Source organism: Alcaligenes sp. SORT26, from assembly GCF_017377875.1.
Lineage (GTDB): Bacteria > Pseudomonadota > Gammaproteobacteria > Burkholderiales > Burkholderiaceae_B > Alcaligenes > Alcaligenes parafaecalis.
This window is the reverse complement of record NZ_CP070975.1, coordinates 3,604,998-3,620,530: the sequence shown is the minus strand read 5'-3', so window position 1 is coordinate 3,620,530 and position 15,533 is coordinate 3,604,998. Positions and strand designations below refer to the sequence as shown.

Here is a 15,533-nt window from a genome sequence, read left to right as displayed (position 1 = left end):
AAGCCAGACAAGCTTCACTATCATACGCAGGCGGGCCTAGCACAACACTAGGCCCGTTTTCACATCTTGGCTCAGCTCACGCAACGGTGGGCACCAAAATGGCGATTTCTTTGCTCGATAAATGCTTGGTTTCAGATAGGGTGTAGTTGCGCACCGCCTAAGGCTGAAGTTGCCAACCAACACCCTGATGACAAAAACAACAGGGAGTATGAAAGATGTTCGCACTTAACCCCATCATGCTCAGCTTGCTGAGCGGCGTGGCACTGGCCGCAGGGACTATTTCGGCACAGGCCGAAACCTATAGTCAGATCGATCTGACCCAAGGCGCTGCCGGAGGGCCCAACTTTATTGGCCCCGATGATCAGGTTATTTTTCAGGGCACGACCACAGGCGGCGCCGTCATTTTAGGAAATGGCCACAGTTTCACTGCCAACGGCTCCCAGATCAGCGCAGAAGGCGAACGTGTCTACGCCATTGGTTCAGGGCAAAGCAATACTTCGGTCGAGTTGAATAATAGCCGTGTCACCAGCACCATCAGCAATGGCACGAACTCTCAGGGCGCAGCCATTCACCTGAGCGGCTCCAATGCCACACTCAAGGTCAAAGACAGCGAGATCTCCAGCGACAATCGCAAGGCTCCCACCATTCGTCTGGGCGGAAGCAGCACCGCCACCATTGAAGGCAGCACCATCAGCGGCAACGGACAATACCTGATTGCTCAAGGCTCGAACTCCACGCTCAGGCTGCAAGATACGGTCCTGAATCACCGCAACGGCGCATCCACGCTGATGGACATGAGTTCCGGCAGCACACAGAACTGGAGCAATGTGCAAGTGAACACAGCGGGGGGAATCGCTTCCGTTCCCCGCGATAGCACCCTGAATATTGAAAACTCTGTCTTGCGCTCTTTTGGTCAGTCCGTCAGCGCCAATCGAGACGGCACACTGAACATCAAGAACAGCGAAATTCACATTGGTGGCGCAGATCTGAAAGACAGCAGCAGCCGGGCTGCCACCTCCGGTGTTGGTGTCTATGGTGGCACCGCCACGATTACAGACAGCAAAATCTTTTATGAAGGCGCCAATAGTAGCCAGATCCTCAAACTAGATCAGCCTGGCGGCACCATGACGGTCAAGAAGACATCCATCAAGGATACGGGCGCGGCCAACGGAAACACGGCTATTGGCGTCTGGGTCGTGGATGACGCCACCATCCATATGCAGGACGTGGACATGGAAGTGGGTCGCGCCGGGATTGATATGCGCCAGGGTCTGGCCATTTTTGAGCGCGTGAACATCACCACCACAGCTAACGGCGTAGCGGCACACGGTATTTACGTGCAAGGGCACCCCGCCTGGGCTGGAACTCCCGGTCAAGACCTGGCTGTATTCCACGGCAAGGACATCAATGTCCACACCAAAGCCGCCGGTGCCGCTGGCATCTATATCTTGACCAATAACGGCGTCGGCCTGGATGTAGCGGCCAGCACTACAAACATCAACATCCTGACCGAAGGCAACAGCGCCCACGGTGTCCATATGTTTGACGGTACTGACGTCGGCACCCCGCGCCTGGACATGAAAGGTGTCGCCAACATTACCACCCTGGGTGATGGCGCCGTAGGTGTGTATTTGCGCGAGAATCCCATCTTCAACTTTGAGCAGCTCAATGTCCGAACCTCCGGCAACAACGCCGACGGTTTCCGCTTGAGTAACGCCAGCAATGACGGCACTCAGATTGCCAAGAGCATCAAGAACAGCTCCATCATCTCGGCCAAAGCCAGTGCGCTGCGCGCCAGCAATGTGGGCGTGGCACTGGATATCAGCGACAGCAACATTCATGGTCGCCAGCTCCTGACCCTGGACGGCACACAAGCCAATCTGGGCTCCTCCAGCCTGAACAGCACACGCTCCACCCTGGCTGGCAACCTGAAGCTACGCAATGGTGCCAAGCTGGACAGCATGACGCTGGACGAACGCAGTGCCTGGGTCGGCGGTATTGATAAAGATGCGGACAGCTCGGTCGGAACGCTAAACCTGCAAAACAGCAGCACCTGGTTGATGACCCGCTCCTCCCAACTGGACAAGGTCGTCAATAAAGACGGCTACCTGCTGTTCCAGCCAGACCTGAGCACGCGCTTTAAAACCTTGAGCGTGAATGAGTACGAAGGTGGCGGCCACATGGCCATGAGCGTCTACCTGGAAGGCGATGGCTCCGGCTCCGACCGACTGGTGATTGGCGACAACGGTAAAGTGACAGGCAACACCGAGCTGCATATCCTGAACGTGCGCGGCCCAGGCGGCCAGACCGTTCACGGCATTCCGCTCGTCGTCAGTGGTACTGGCGCGACGATTGCCAACGACGCCTTCACCCTGAGCACCCAATCCAGCGGCTACCGCCCTGCGACACACACCGTCTCAGCCAATGGCTATGAATACAGTCTGGTCAGCCGAGACAAAGACCAAAGCAACAACCACCAGTGGTATCTGACCTCCTCCACCAACAATCCGGACCCCGAAGTTCCCACCGACCCGGAAACCGATGGGCACGTTAACGTCTCCCCGGAAGCCCCTGCTTACCTGGCCGCCCACCGCGTTTCTCAGAATCTGTTTGCCCATACCTTCCACGAGCGCGAGCTGAACCAGCAAGGTTTGGCCGCCGGGCAGCGCAAAATCTGGGCTCGCGCACAAGTGCGTACAGACAAGAAGATGGGATTTGAGGATTACGATTCCGTCGATGCCAAGGTCAACAGCAGCATGTTCCAGCTTGGCGGTGATGTCTGGGGCAAGAACTTTGAAAAAGGCGATTTTCGTACCGGCCTGATGGCGGGTGTAGGCGAAATCTCGGCCAAGTCTCGCAACCAGTTCATTGACCCGGCGAATCTCAACAGTCACAGCACTCTGCATGCCAAGGACAAACGTACCGGCTACAACGTGGGCGCATACGCGACCTACCTGCAAGATGCTCAAAGTCGCCAGGGCTGGTTCGTCGATAGCTCCCTGCAATTCACGCACTACCGTGGCAAGCTCACCAGCGATCTGGGCGAGCTGAAACACAATAACAATCTGTGGCAAGTGGCGGCTGAAACCGGCTATGGCTGGAAGTACGCGCCGGACAGCGCCGTGCTGATCACTCCTAAGGCCCAGTTGCTATACAGCCACTTGTCGGGTGATGAAGGGGAAGTGCAAGGCACCAGCTACGCCGTTCAACGCAAGAGCACGACCCAATCCCGCATTGGTGTGCGAGTAGAGGCTGCCCCGGACACCACCACCCTGCCCTTGCGTCCTTTCGTGGAACTGGCCTGGGTACACCGCTTCAATGACACGGGCATCTACGTGGGCGACAGCCGCTTCAAAGCCAGCAACGCGCGCAATGCAGGCGAGATCCAACTGGGTGTAGATGGCGAAATCAGCAAGAGCACCCTGGTCTCGGCCCGCTTTATCCGTGAGCAAGGCTCGGGTTCGTCCTACGGCATGAGCGGTATGGTGAATCTGAACTACCGCTGGTAAAGCAATAGACTCCGGCCACTGCATTTTTTTCACAAACCGGCGGCTTGAACAAAAAAGAGGGGCCGTTCCAGGAACAGCCCCTCTTTTCTTAGCTCATCCAGCAAGCTGCACACAGCCGCCAATTGAGAAAAATGAATTACAAGCGATAAGCCGTCGTCGTCATGACTTTGGACATCATGCGCATCAAGGTTTTAACGGGTGGAGGCAAACCTACAGCCCCATGATTCTCGGCAGTACGACGATGCTCAATTTCGTCATCGCGCATTTTTTCCACAATGCGACGCGAACGATTGTCGCTGGCAGGCAAAGACTCCAGATGGCTTTCCAGGTGCTCTTCAACCTGACGCTCGGTCTCGGCCATAAAACCCAGGTTATACGGCACCCCTGCCCGGCTGGCGAGCAAGCCCAAGGCGAAGGAACCGGCATACCACAAAGGATTGAAGACGCTAGGGCGGCTGTCCAGCTCGCGCAGACGGTCGTCGCACCAGGACAGGTGATCGACCTCTTCCTGAGCGGCCTGCAACAGCACTTCAGTCGCTTGCGGATCTTTGCACAGCATGGCCTGACTACGATACAAGGCCTGGGCGCAGATCTCGCCCACATGATTCACACGCATCAAGCCTGCGGCATGGCGAGCTTCGTCGGTGCTGATCTCGGACACTTCCTTGCCTGCGGGATTCGGACGCGAAGCGCGTGCCGAACGTCCCAGGACTTCCAGGGCCCGATTCGTCTCGCTCAGAATCTGGTCAAAAAAGCTGTTACGTCGGTACAGACGGGTATCGCTGTTGGAAACGGTATGGCTCATGAGGACACCTGCAAAACAAAATGGATGGGTATTATTGCCGCAAAAAGCCGATCACTGCCTTGCTCTCGGACAAGAGCCAAAGCAATGGCAGCACACAAGCCATAATGACCAGACCTATGCCGGCAATCTCCTGGTCGGACTGTAGATAGAAATTACAGAGCCGAACCGGATTGTCGTAATACAGCAGGCCAACAATTGCCATCATCCAACTGAAGTTACCGAAGAAGAACAGGCGAAACACCAGATGGGCGCGTCGCCAGGACTCCATGAACAACATACCCATCAGCACCAGTCCAATGTACTTGGCAGTGGCCATGGGAGGCGACACCAGCACATCGTCCAGCGCCTTGGGCACCATCCAGTAAGCCGCCGCAAAGCTGACCAGGATCAGGCCGGGCAAACCATATTCATTCAGGGCGTAATAAGGGCGCAGCAAGGCCTGCATGGCGGGAGAGCGCCCCACACCCTGATAGCGCATGGAAAGCTGCAAGGCAACGCCAGAGAGCACCAATAGCGGAATATGCACCAGCATGTGCAGACTCATGGATGCCGTCAGGGGACGGTCCCAAAAAGCCGCTGCCGCAAACAACAAGGCGGCCAGCAAGGCCAGGGCACTACCCAGATAAGGCCGGACTTTGGTGGCTTCGACGACACGCTTCAAAGACATTACATCGCCCCCTTCTGATCCAGTTCCTCGACAGCACGTTTGGCATAAGCCAAGGCCAGCATAGGTTCGCCATAATCCACAATGCGGCCCAAACGCGGCTCGGAGCTGACGACGTGATACGCCGCATTATGCTCGTACTCGTCAAAGGGAGCGGGAATGACCACAATGCCAAAATCGTCCAGCACGCGCTGACGCTGCTCGCCGGGCATCATGGTGACAAACTGCCAGACGTCCGGATTGGCCTTCATGGTTTTGCTGTAACGGCGCAAGTGATCGGGCGAATCGGTGGGATCAAAACTGATGCTTAGCAGGCGGATACGGTCCTGCAAGCCTTCGTCCACAATCGCTTTTTGCAGTTGCTGATACTCCGAGCCCATCGCCAGACATAGCGTGACGCAGCGGGTATAGATGAAATTGACGATGGTGATGCGACCATCATTTTGCAGCAGGGAACTGAGCTGCGCACTGCCCCCGGCCGGGAGCAGTACTTCGACATCGGAGATAAGACGCGGTGAGGCAGCCACATCATTGCGACGGGCTGTCTCGGCTGTCAGGGCGTTAAACCCTTGCGTCAAATGGGCCAGAGCCCCAATACCCAGGGCAAAAACCAGGAGAATACTGATAAATAGTCTCATCGCTGGCCCATCATTTCAGTCTTACTCTTCCATGGGAGCCAGGTCGGCGTCCCCATTCCAATGATCGGTTTTATCGGCTGTTTTTTCACGTTCGGCTTTGACAAAGGCCATATCCACCGGATCGGCGCTGTTGCCACCTAATTCAGTACGCAGGTAGTTAACAACTGCCGTCATTTCCTCGTCGTTGAACTTCTCGCGGAATTCCGGCATCGCACCATTGTACTTATTACCCTTGACCGTGATCTCGCCAGTAATACCGTGCAGCATGATCTGGACCAAAACTTCAGGTTTGCGCAGTACCCACTCGGAACCCACCAGTGGAGGGAACACGCCTGGGACACCGGCACCCGTTGCCTGGTGACAGGCAGCACATTGGGCTACGAACAGTTGTTGACCGTCTACGGCGCCTTCAGGCAATTCGAAGTCGGCAACGATACGGTTGTCGCCCACGGTTGCGTCATGGCTCAGGTCGCTGCTGAAAATATAGTAGATGCCCCACAGGAACAGACCTGCAATGATCAGCAGAACTACCCAGGGGATCGGTGCTGCGTTTTCTTCCGGATCGGAATACTCACGCTGCTGTGCTTCATATTTATGATTGTCGCTCATTCTAATTCTCCGAGGCGCCCCGCCGTGCGGGGCGCGCTAGCTCAGCAATGCCTGTTTATTTGATAACGCTGGCTGGCGATACGGGATACGTACGATCCAGCGCCAACAGGTATTGAACCAGGTCCAGGGCCTCTTGCTTGGCCACAACCACCTTGCCTTCGGGAGCAAAGGCGCCCGGCAAGTTAACAACCTTATCGCCTTCCTCTGCCTTGTCCTTGAGCTCGAACATGAAGGGGTACGAAGGCATATTGCTGCCAGGGGTGTAAGCACGAGGCTGATACAAGTGACCCAGATGCCAGTCCACACTAGGCTGACGAGCACCAATATTGAGCAAGTCAGGACCAGTACGCATGGTGCCGAGCAAGTGTGGTGTGTCGTAGAAGTAATCGCCTGCTACCGACGCACGACCCCAGCCACGCTGGAAGTCAGGAGCCTGATTCTGGCTACGTGGCTGCTGCGAGTGACAGTAGACACAGCCCATATCAATGTATTGCTGACGGCCGCGCAGCTCCACCTCGGTGTAAGGCTTGAGCCCTGGAGAGGGCTCCACCTTTTTAACTTGCAGGTAAGGGACAACGACCAGAGCCGATGTGGCCAGGGCCAGCGTCACCATGGCGCCGCCCAATAGTTTGTATTCGCTTTCCATGACTAAATCATGCCTCCACTACATTGCGAGTTGCCGAGCGCTGGTGAAACAGGGCTGGACCAATACGACGGCTGCCATAGCGCAAAGCCATTGCCACAAAGTGGAAGGCAAACACAAGGTGACCCAGAGTCATCAAACCACCACCGACAGAGCGCGACTTCAGGTACGGCATCGTGACAAACACCGATTCCATGAAGGTTTTAGCGGGATCCAGCATGGCCAGACCTTGCAGCCAGCCGCCAATACTCAGACCAATGGCGTAAATGGAGAAACCAACCACAACCAGCCAGAAGTGCAGGGAGATCAGTTTGGGGTAAGGCCATTCCCAGGACATGACGCGAGGCATCACGTAGTAGATGGCACCGAACATCACGATGGTAAAGAAGCCGTACAAGCCGATGTGGGCGTGGGCAACCGTGAAGTGCGTGAAGTGGGTAATCGTGTTGATGCTGCGCAGCGCTTCAAAAGAACCTTGAATGGAGCTGACGGTGTACATCATGCCGCCCAGCACGATAAAGCGCAGGGTGGGCGAGTGAATCAGGGTACGGAAGTGACCCTTCATGGTGTAGTGCTGGTTAATCGAGAAAGCCAGCACAGGGATGATCATCATCATGCTTTGCACGATGGACAGAGTAACCATCCACTGCGGCACCGGACCGCCGACCAGGTGGTGACCACCGACCTGACCGTAGAAAAATGCCAGACCCCAGAAACCCACCAGAGACAGGTTGTAGGAACTGATAGGCTGACCAATGATCTTGGGCAGGAAGTAGTACACCGAGGCCAGAGCCATAGGGGTGTAGAACAGACCCAGCACGTTGTGGCCAAACCACCAGTTCATGGTTGCTTGTTCAACACCCACGTGTACGGCAGGCAGGTTACCGACCAGGAACAGGATGGGGAACCAGAACAACGCAGCGCCCATGTACCACACCGACACATACAGGTGGTGAGCACGACGGTTCTGCAAGGTGAAGACCAATGGCAAGGCAGCCAAAGCACCACCAATAACCATCAGGATATCAACCTGCCAAGGCATTTCCAGCCATTCCATCCCGTCGGTGATACCCATCGCGATACATGTCAGACCGATAGCCAGACCGATGTTCCACAGGATCCCACCAGCGATGGCATAACGCGCACCGATCAGGGGAGTCTTGAGCAGACGAGGCAGCATCCACATGGCAACGCCGAAAGCGGCCATTGGCGCCCAGCCATAAGCCACACCGTTCAGGTGCAGCGTACGCATGCGACCAAACGTCATCCAGGCGTGTTGCGTCAAGAATTCGGGATCGTGCAGCTTGATCGAGCTGATCAGACCTGCTGTCGAGGCGAAAATCAGCCACAAGACCGAACAGGCCAGCAAAATGAACGTGACCTTGGCGGAGGAGCGGTCAGCTTCCACGCGTTCTGCCAATTCAAGGCTCAGCGCCTGACGATCTTCAGCAGAAATTGTCTTGCGACCCATTTCTTCTTGAAGTGCCTGACGTTGTTCAGGGGTGGCGGAGGGGTCATCTACCTGCCCGATTTCGCCTTTGGAGAAGATTTCTCGCGAAGCGGCGGGGCTGTGGTCAAAGAAGTTACGGCGTAACGACCAGATGAAAACAAAGAGTCCTGTAACGGACAATATGAAAGCTAGTAGCAGTATTGAAACGGTATTCACAATGATCCAGGCCTGGTTAATGTGAAGCTGCCAAGCAGCTCGGCGGCACCTTGACGCGTCGCAGATCGAAAGAGCATGGACGCAAAAAATCTGCGACTGCCTAGGTCGCGAGAGCCGTCATGTTAAAACACCCGCTTGTTACGTCTGAATAAAGCCCCCATGGAAAGCAGGGTTTATTGAGAAAGAACAAATACGGGCACGACATTTTTTGGTATAGGGGCGACAGACATTATAGGCGCGGGTAAACCCGTGTGACATATCTGTTTCAAAATGCCGTGTACCGTTCCGAAGTTTATCCTAGGACAATCAACAAAACCAGTCTAAATCTTACAAAGAGCAGGGTTCTACTCCGATTTGTCTATATGGAATTTCTTATACGGTACGCGGGCGCGACACAGCCCCCATCAAAAAGTACAATCACGACTATCAATCTACTGACGAGTCTTGGCTCGCACTGCAAACAAAGGAATTCATATGGAATGCACAATCGACTGGGGCGGCAAAGACGGAATGTTGTTCGTTGCCCGTACAGGCAGTGGTCATGTGACGGCCATGGACGGTGCACCCGAAGGCGGCGGCAATAATCTGGCCCCACGCCCCATGGAAATGCTGCTGACCGGCGCGGGTGGCTGCGCAGCTTATGACGTGGTGCTGATCCTGAAACGCGGCCGTCACGATATTACGGGCTGCCAGGTCAAACTGACGGCCGAACGCGCCGACACCGACCCTAAAGTCTTCACCAAGATTCACTTCACTTTTGTGGTGACCGGCAAAGATCTGCCCCAGGCAGCCGTTGAGCGCGCCGTACAACTGTCGCACGACAAGTACTGCTCCGCGTCGGCCATGCTGGGCAAAACTGCCGAGATCACCTATTCCGTCGACATTCAGCAAGCCTGAGGCCCCCATGTCCCTCTATCCCTACGAAGACCTGCTGCGCCTGGTCTACACCCAAGGCACTCCCAAAGGGGATCGCACCGGTACCGGCACGAACTCGGTATTTGGTCATCAAATGCGCTTCGATCTGTCGCAGGGTTTTCCGCTGATCACAACCAAGAAGCTGCACACCCGCAGTATCTTTATTGAGCTGCTGTGGTTCTTGCGTGGCGAGTCCAATGTACGTTGGCTGCAAGAGCGCGGCGTCTCCATCTGGGACGAATGGGCGGACGAGAACGGCAATCTGGGCCCGGTCTACGGCGTGCAATGGCGCTCCTGGCCCACGCCCGATGGCCGTCACATCGACCAGATCAGCCAGTTGGTAGAGCAGATTCGCAAGAACCCCGATTCGCGCCGCCTTATCGTGTCGGCCTGGAACGTGGCGGATGTCGGCCAGATGGCCCTGCCCCCTTGCCACGCCCTGTTCCAGTTCTATGTGGCCGATGGCAAGCTGTCCTGCCAGCTTTACCAGCGCAGTGCGGATATCTTCCTGGGTGTGCCCTTCAATATCGCCAGCTACGCTCTGCTGACGCACATGATGGCCCAGCAATGCGATCTGGAAGTGGGCGACTTCATCTGGACAGGCGGCGACTGCCACCTGTATTCCAACCACTTCGAGCAAGCCGAATTGCAGTTATCGCGTGAGCCACGCCCCTACCCCAAGCTGACGATCAAGCGCAAACCCGCCAGTCTGTTTGATTACGAGTACGAAGACTTCGAAATCACCGACTACGATCCTCATCCCCACATCAAGGCGCCTGTTGCCGTATGAGTTCTACCCCATTCATCCGTCTAGTCGTTGCCTATGCGGCCAATCGCTGCATAGGCAAGGATAACGACCTGCCCTGGCGTCTGCCTTCTGACCTGCAACACTTCAAACGTGTGACCATGGGTTTGCCCATCATCATGGGTCGCAAGACCTGGGAGTCCCTGGGTCGCCCTTTGCCCGGTCGCCCGAATCTGGTGATCAGCCGCAATACGGACTACCAGGCTGAAGGTGCGCAGGTTTTCAGTAATCTGGACGATGCCCTGGCAGCCTGCCCAGGCTTTGAGACCGCTTGCGTGATTGGTGGGGAACAACTGTTCCGGCTGGCTTTGCCTGTGGCTCAGGAACTGATTGCGACCGAGATCAAGGCTGAAGTGGACGGTGATACTTTCTTTCCAGAACTGCCTGCTGGCGAATGGGAAGAAGTTGAGCGCCTGCCCCAGCCCGAAGAAAACGGCTTCACTTACGATTACGTGACGTATCGTCGCCGCACTTGATTCAGGTTTTCTGACGAGGAACCAGGCGCTTGTTTCAAGCAGCCGCCTGCCCCTGCTCCAAGCTCAAAAGCGTGCGCTCGAAACCAAAAAAAAGGCCTGAATCCGTGAAATCGGATTCAGGCCTTTTTAACGATCAACCCGCCTGGATCAGGCAGAGCCAAGGTCTATTCTTGCTAACTCAGTAGCTGAACTTACTCAGCCACCGCAGCATACGCCGGGCCATCCAGCAAACCTTGCAGGTCAGCCGGATTGTCCGCCTTGAGCTTGAAAATCCAGGTATCAAACGGCGCGTCATTCAATAGATGTGGCGCATCAGACAAAGCCTGATTGAACTCCACCACCTCGCCAGAGACAGGTGCGTAAATATCGGAAGCGGCCTTCACCGACTCCACAACACCCGCCGTCTCACCCGCAGCCAGACGCGTGCCCGGCTTGAAGTCACCCACAAACACCAAATCACCCAACTGGTCCTGAGCAAAGTCGGTAATGCCAACCAGCACTACACCGCCTTCGTCCTTGGCCCACTCGTGGCTTACTACGTACTTTCTATCCTCTGGTAGCTGCATATCGCCTCCCTGACTGACCAGCTCACAATCCTGTTGAATTCAGAAACGATAGCCGAAACCGGCACAGGCCGTTTCTGCCCTTCTACTTAAGTTTTTTCCGCCTGCGTCTTCAGTGCACGGGCACATGCGGCTGCCGATGCCCAGGCCCACTGGAAGTTATACCCGCCCAACCAGCCGGTGACATCCACCGCTTCGCCGATAAAGAACAGACCAGGTACTTTACGTGCTTCCATGCTTTTTTGATTCAGCTCGCGTGTATCCACGCCGCCGCTCATCACTTCCGCCTTTTTATAGCCTGCCGTGCCGCTAGGTTTCAACTCCCAGGAGTTAATCACCTGCCCTACCGCACGCAATACGCGGTCCGGCAAGTCGGCCAGACGTTGCTGCCCCACACCTTTAGGCAACAAGTCCGAGGTATCCAGCCATTGCTCGACCAGACGGCGCGGCCACAAGGTCGACAAGACGGTGAGCAACTGCTGGCGGCTACCCGCCTTCAAATCCAGTAACTGCTGGGCGATGTCCTGACCGGGAGCCAGGTCCACACTAATGGTCTCGCCCGACTGCCAGTAGCTGGAAATCTGCAAGATGCCTGGCCCGGACAAGCCGCGGTGTGTGAACAGCAGATCTTCCAGAAAAGCCTGGCGTTGCTTGCCCTGCCCCGTGCTGACCTCTACTTCCAAAGCCATGCCGCTCAAGGCAGAGAATGGTTTCCAGTCCCGACCGTCAAAGGTCAAAGGCACCAGAGCCGGATGCGGTTCGATCACTTTCAGACCGAAGTGACGCGCCACGCGCAAGGCATAGTCCGTGGAACCCAGTTGCGGAATCGCCATGCCGCCAGTCGCGACAACCACCTGCAAGGCATTCAGATCGCCCTGACTGGTGCGCAGCACAAAACCCTCTTCGCTACGGCCTATGGACTGCACCGAACACGGCATACGCCAGGACACCTGCCCTTTCAAACACTCCTGACGCAGCATCTGGATGATGGACTCGCTGGAGTCATCACAGAACAACTGGCCTTTATGTTTTTCATGAAAACCGATGCGATAGTCACGCACCAATTGCAGAAAATCCTGCGGCGTATAAGCGGCCAGAGCCGAACGGCAGAAATGCGGATTCTTGGACAGAAAATTCTCGGGCGAAGTCCCCGTATTGGTGAAGTTGCAGCGCCCTCCCCCGGAAATACGAATTTTCTCGCCCAGCTTTTCAGCATGGTCAATCAATACCACTCGCAGGCCACGTTGGCCTGCGATACTGGCGGCCATCATACCGGCCGCACCTGCGCCGATGACGGCAACATCAAAAATAGGGGTCACGCGGGTTTACTCGTTTGTCTCGGACTCAAGCACGCAGTCTACGTAGTAGCGCGGCAGTCCATCGGGGCCAATATCCTGAGCCAGTCCATGCACATAGGTTTCAAAGCCAGGGAAGCGGGCATTGAACTCACGCGCAAATTGCAGGTACTCCACAATGCGCGAGTTAAAGCGTTCGCCAGGAATCAGCAAAGGAATGCCGGGAGGGTAAGGGGTCAGCAACACGCCGGTTACGCGGCCTTCCAGCTCGTCAATACCAACACGCTCGATATCGCCGTGCGCCATCTTGGCATAGGCGTCCGAAGGCTTCAGAGCGGGAATCATGTCGCTCAGGTAAACCTCGGTAGTCAGGCGGGCCAGATCGTACTTGCGGTAAGCCTGGTGAATTTGCTGACACAGATCACGCAAGCCCATACGTTCATACGTAGGCTGGGTCTTGCAGAAGTCCGGCAAGATGCGCCACATGGGCTGGTTACGGTCGTAATCGTCCTTGAACTGCTGCAAGGCGGTCAGCAAGGTGTTCCAGCGCCCCTTGGTGATGCCAATGGTGAACAGAATAAAGAAGGAATACAGACCGGTTTTCTCGACCACCACGCCGTGCTCGGCCAGATACTTGGAGACCAGAGCGGCGGGAATGCCCTGCTCGGCAAAGGTGCCGGAAATATCCAGGCCGGGAGTCACTACCGTGGCTTTGACCGGGTCCAGCATGTTGAAGTTGGTCGACAGCTTGCCAAAGCCGTGCCATTCCGCATCGGAGCGCAGAATCCAGTCGTCGCGCTCGCCTATGCCTTCGTCAGGCAGATTGTCCGGGCCCCAGACCTTGAACCACCAATCGCTTTCGCCGTACTCCTTGGACACCTTGCGCATGGCGCGACGGAAGTCCATGGCCTCGCAAATGCTTTCCTCGACCAGGGCGGTGCCACCAGGCGGCTCCATCATGGCCGCTGCCACATCACAGGACGCAATAATCGCGTACTGCGGGCTGGTGCTGGTGTGCATCAGATAGGCTTCGTTGAATACGTTACGGTCCAGCGGACGGTTTTCCGCATCCTGCACCGTAATCTGAGACGCCTGCGACAAGCCAGCCAGCATTTTGTGCGTGGAGTGTGTGGCGTAAATCATGGTGTCTTTGGTGCGCGGACGATCCGCACCAATGGCGTGCATGTCGTGATAGAAGTCGTGGAAGGCCGCATGCGGCAACCAGGCTTCGTCAAAGTGCAGCGTGGGGATTTTGGAATCCAAGGTTTCCTTGATCATTTCCACGTTGTAGATGACGCCGTCGTACGTGCTTTGCGTCAGCGTCAAAATACGGGGTTTCTTGTTCTTGGCCTTGCTGGCAAAGGGATTGGCCTCGATCTTGCGCGCAATGTTTTCCGGCAAGAACTCGTCTTGTGGAATGGGACCAATAATGCCCAGGTGGTTACGCGTGGGGCGCAGAAACACAGGGATAGCACCCGTCATGGTGATGGCGTGCAGAATCGATTTATGACAGTTACGGTCCACCACCACTACGTCGTTATTGGCCACGTTGGCATGCCAGACGATCTTGTTGGAGGTGGACGTGCCGTTAGTCACAAAAAAGCAGTGGTCGGCATGGAAGATGCGGGCAGCGTTACGCTCGGCCTCGGCCACCGGGCCGGTATGGTCCAGCAACTGGCCCAGTTCATCGACCGCATTACAAACGTCAGCGCGCAGCATGTTTTCACCAAAAAACTGGTGAAACATCTGCCCTACCGGGCTTTTCAGGAAGGCAACGCCACCCGAGTGCCCTGGGCAGTGCCAGGAGTAGGAACCATCAGACGCGTATTTGACCAACTCGCGGAAAAACGGTGGCGACAAGCTTTCCAGATAGGAGCGCGCTTCACGGATGATGTGACGCGCCACGAACTCCGGCGTGTCCTCGAACATGTGAATGAAGCCGTGCAGCTCGCGCAGAATATCGTTGGGGATATGCTGCGAGGTGCGCGTCTCGCCGTACAGGTAGATGGGGATGTCCTCGTTGCGGAACCGCAGCTCGCCAATAAAGGAGCGCAGGTTCTTGATCGCATTGGCGACATCCTCCGGGGAATCCACATCGAATTCCTCATCATCAATCGACAAAATGAAGGCGCTCGCGCGGCTTTGCTGTTGCGCAAAAGAACTAAGGTCACCATAGCTGGTGACCCCGAGAACCTCTACGCCTTCGGCCTCTATCGCCGAGGCCAGGGCTCGAATGCCCAGGCCTGACGTATTTTCGGAACGGTAGTCTTCGTCGATGATGACGATAGGAAAACGAAACTTCATCCAGAACTCCTAGGTACGAGGCAGGGTAACGCCTAGCTGACCTTGATATTTGCCGCCGCGGTCGCGGTACGACACTTCGCACACTTCATCGCTTTCAAAGAACAACATCTGTGCACACCCTTCACCGGCGTAAATCTTGGCTGGCAGCGGGGTGGTATTGGAAAATTCCAGAGTGACGTGGCCTTCCCATTCAGGTTCCAGCGGGGTCACGTTCACGATGATGCCGCAACGGGCATAGGTGCTTTTACCCAGACACATGGTCAGCACACTGCGGGGAATACGGAAGTACTCAACCGTGCGAGCCAGCGCAAAGGAATTGGGCGGAATAATGCACACATCACCGACAAAATCCACAAAGGATTTTTCATCGAAGGCCTTGGGGTCCACGATGGTCGAATTGATGTTGGTGAAAATCTTGAATTCGTTGGCACAACGCACATCGTAGCCATAGCTGCTGGTGCCGTAGCTGACGATACGTTGTCCGTCTACATTACGCACTTGGCCTGGCTCGAAAGGCTCGATCATGCCTTGGGCAGCAGCCCGCCGAATCCAACGGTCGCTTTTGATACTCATAAGAAATTAGCCGCCTTAAATCAGTAACCGGTTATTTTATCGTTTAGATACACGCACAAGCTAATTGC

The 15,533-nt window shown here is 55.9% G+C and carries 14 protein-coding genes; 4 read left to right on the top strand and 10 right to left on the bottom strand.

What is annotated here, in order from left to right; translation table 11 throughout:
• Positions 1 to 215: 215 nt before the first annotated feature.
• Positions 216 to 3,509, top strand: coding sequence for an autotransporter outer membrane beta-barrel domain-containing protein (locus JYG33_RS16490; RefSeq protein WP_207873240.1), 3,294 nt, complete (start codon positions 216 to 218; stop codon positions 3,507 to 3,509).
• 136 nt (positions 3,510 to 3,645) lie between these two features.
• On the opposite strand, the gene coq7 is transcribed toward JYG33_RS16490, so the two are convergent.
• Genes coq7 through JYG33_RS16460 form a run of 6 tightly spaced genes read right to left on the bottom strand, consistent with a single transcriptional unit; the run spans position 3,646 to position 8,534 of the window.
• Positions 3,646 to 4,314, bottom strand: coding sequence for a 2-polyprenyl-3-methyl-6-methoxy-1,4-benzoquinone monooxygenase (coq7, locus tag JYG33_RS16485; RefSeq protein WP_207873239.1), 669 nt, complete (start codon positions 4,312 to 4,314; stop codon positions 3,646 to 3,648).
• A gap of 31 nt (positions 4,315 to 4,345) precedes the next feature.
• The gene (locus tag JYG33_RS16480) at positions 4,346 to 4,981 is read right to left on the bottom strand and encodes a hypothetical protein (RefSeq protein ID WP_207873238.1); all 636 of its coding nucleotides are present in this window, start codon (positions 4,979 to 4,981) and stop codon (positions 4,346 to 4,348) included.
• Positions 4,981 to 5,616: an SCO family protein gene (locus tag JYG33_RS16475; RefSeq protein WP_207873237.1), complete on the bottom strand. Its 636-nt coding sequence runs from the start codon at positions 5,614 to 5,616 to the stop codon at positions 4,981 to 4,983. Before JYG33_RS16475 ends, JYG33_RS16480 begins: the two co-directional genes overlap by 1 nt.
• Positions 5,617 to 5,637: 21 nt before the next feature.
• On the bottom strand, positions 5,638 to 6,225 hold the full coding sequence (locus JYG33_RS16470) for a cytochrome c (protein ID WP_207873236.1): 588 nt from the start codon (positions 6,223 to 6,225) through the stop codon (positions 5,638 to 5,640).
• Positions 6,226 to 6,280: 55 nt separating this feature from the next.
• A complete protein-coding gene (locus JYG33_RS16465) occupies positions 6,281 to 6,871 on the bottom strand; it encodes a cbb3-type cytochrome c oxidase subunit II (RefSeq protein ID WP_207873235.1) in 591 nt (196 codons plus the stop codon).
• Between the two features lie 7 nt (positions 6,872 to 6,878).
• Complete coding sequence (locus JYG33_RS16460; protein WP_153229054.1) at positions 6,879 to 8,534, bottom strand: cbb3-type cytochrome c oxidase subunit I; 1,656 nt, start codon at positions 8,532 to 8,534, stop codon at positions 6,879 to 6,881.
• A 474-nt stretch (positions 8,535 to 9,008) separates the two neighbouring features.
• Between JYG33_RS16460 and JYG33_RS16455 the strand changes: the two genes are divergently transcribed.
• From JYG33_RS16455 to JYG33_RS16445, 3 genes are read left to right on the top strand one after another with little or no spacing between them, the layout of a single operon-like run.
• The gene (locus tag JYG33_RS16455) at positions 9,009 to 9,431 is read left to right on the top strand and encodes an OsmC family protein (RefSeq protein WP_207873234.1); all 423 of its coding nucleotides are present in this window, start codon (positions 9,009 to 9,011) and stop codon (positions 9,429 to 9,431) included.
• 7 nt (positions 9,432 to 9,438) lie between these two features.
• On the top strand, positions 9,439 to 10,239 hold the full coding sequence (locus JYG33_RS16450; RefSeq protein WP_094195574.1) for a thymidylate synthase: 801 nt from the start codon (positions 9,439 to 9,441) through the stop codon (positions 10,237 to 10,239).
• Positions 10,236 to 10,730: a dihydrofolate reductase gene (locus JYG33_RS16445; protein ID WP_207873233.1), complete on the top strand. Its 495-nt coding sequence runs from the start codon at positions 10,236 to 10,238 to the stop codon at positions 10,728 to 10,730. Before JYG33_RS16450 ends, JYG33_RS16445 begins: the two co-directional genes overlap by 4 nt.
• A 191-nt stretch (positions 10,731 to 10,921) precedes the next feature.
• Here the strand turns inward: JYG33_RS16445 and gcvH are convergent, their stop codons facing one another.
• The 4 genes from gcvH to dcd all read right to left on the bottom strand — a co-directional run bounded on the left by gcvH (position 10,922) and on the right by dcd (position 15,465).
• The gene (gcvH, locus tag JYG33_RS16440; RefSeq protein WP_207873232.1) at positions 10,922 to 11,296 is read right to left on the bottom strand and encodes a glycine cleavage system protein GcvH; all 375 of its coding nucleotides are present in this window, start codon (positions 11,294 to 11,296) and stop codon (positions 10,922 to 10,924) included.
• 86 nt (positions 11,297 to 11,382) lie between these two features.
• Positions 11,383 to 12,564 (bottom strand): NAD(P)/FAD-dependent oxidoreductase, encoded by a 1,182-nt coding sequence (locus tag JYG33_RS16435; RefSeq protein ID WP_243430353.1) that lies wholly within the window; start codon positions 12,562 to 12,564, stop codon positions 11,383 to 11,385.
• A 54-nt stretch (positions 12,565 to 12,618) separates the two neighbouring features.
• The gene (locus tag JYG33_RS16430; RefSeq protein ID WP_207873231.1) at positions 12,619 to 14,892 is read right to left on the bottom strand and encodes an arginine/lysine/ornithine decarboxylase; all 2,274 of its coding nucleotides are present in this window, start codon (positions 14,890 to 14,892) and stop codon (positions 12,619 to 12,621) included.
• 9 nt (positions 14,893 to 14,901) lie between these two features.
• Positions 14,902 to 15,465, bottom strand: coding sequence for a dCTP deaminase (gene dcd, locus JYG33_RS16425; RefSeq protein ID WP_009461128.1), 564 nt, complete (start codon positions 15,463 to 15,465; stop codon positions 14,902 to 14,904).
• Positions 15,466 to 15,533: the final 68 nt, after the last annotated feature.